This is a genomic window from Mesorhizobium waimense, from assembly GCF_003601975.1.
Classification (GTDB): domain Bacteria; phylum Pseudomonadota; class Alphaproteobacteria; order Rhizobiales; family Rhizobiaceae; genus Mesorhizobium; species Mesorhizobium waimense.
This window is the reverse complement of the sequence record NZ_QZWZ01000171.1, coordinates 1-934: the sequence shown is the minus strand read 5'-3', so window position 1 is coordinate 934 and position 934 is coordinate 1. Positions and strand designations below refer to the sequence as shown.

1 protein-coding gene is annotated in these 934 nt (G+C 61.0%); it reads left to right on the top strand.

Translation table 11 applies throughout. The features are described 5' to 3' along the window. The first annotated feature begins 79 nt into the window (after positions 1-79). Complete coding sequence (locus tag D3227_RS40440) at positions 80-904, top strand: IS5 family transposase (RefSeq protein ID WP_120019470.1); 825 nt, start codon at positions 80-82, stop codon at positions 902-904. Positions 905-934: the final 30 nt, after the last annotated feature.

Sequence of the window (934 nt, the reverse complement as noted above, 5' to 3'; positions counted from 1 at the left end):
AGTGTCCGTTCCAAAAAGAGGTGAGTGATTTCAGCGGGTTGTGATTCTGTCGGATTGCTGAGATTCGACGGAGATCATGATGCCCTGGACCGAAACCACTCGCCCGCAATATGTGCGGCGTTGCGCCCGTTACGCAAGCGATCTCACGGATGCTGAATGGGCGCTGATCGCACGTTTGATGCCTTCGCCGAACCGGATCGGCCGCCCCCGCAAGACGGACCTGCGCGAGGTCGTGAACGCGCTGCTTTACATGGCGTCGTCGGGCGGCACGTGGCGGCTTCTGCCGAAGGACTTCCCACCGTTCTCGACGGTACAGAAATACTTCTGGCGCTGGCGTGACGAAGGACTGCTGAGCACCATCAACAATGAACTCGTCATGGCGGCGCGCGAACGCGAAGGCCGGGAAGCAAGCCCGTCTGCCGGCGTCATCGACAGCCAGACGGTCAAGACCACCGAAAGCGGCGGAATACGAGGCTTCGACGCTGGCAAGAAGATCATGGGCCGCAAGCGCCACATCGTCGTCGACACGCTGGGCCTGATGGTCGGCGTGGTCGTTCACGCCGCCGACATTCAAGACCGCGACGGCGCGCCGGCCGTCTTGAAATCCATCCTCAAACGCTGGCCCTGGCTGCGCCATGTCTTCGCCGATGGCGGCTATGCCGGGCCGAAACTGCGGGGCGCCTTGCAAAAGCTCGCCAAGTTCACGTTGGAAATCATCAAGCGGTCGGACAGCGCCAAAGGCTTCGAGGTCCTGCCGCGCCGTTGGGTCGTAGAGCGAACCTTCGCATGGCTGGGCAGATGCCGGCGGCTGGCAAAGGACTTCGAGCGATCAATCGAATCCGCACAGGCGTGGATCTACATCGCAAACATTCGCATGCTCACCCGAAGGCTCGCAAGGGCATGAAAACACGACGGTCATTCTGATTCAGACACT

What these genes read in the sequence shown, in the direction of transcription:
- D3227_RS40440 (WP_120019470.1), top strand. Translation starts at nt 80, where the DNA reads ATGCCCTGGACCGAAACCACTCGCCCGCAATATGTGCGGCGTTGCGCC.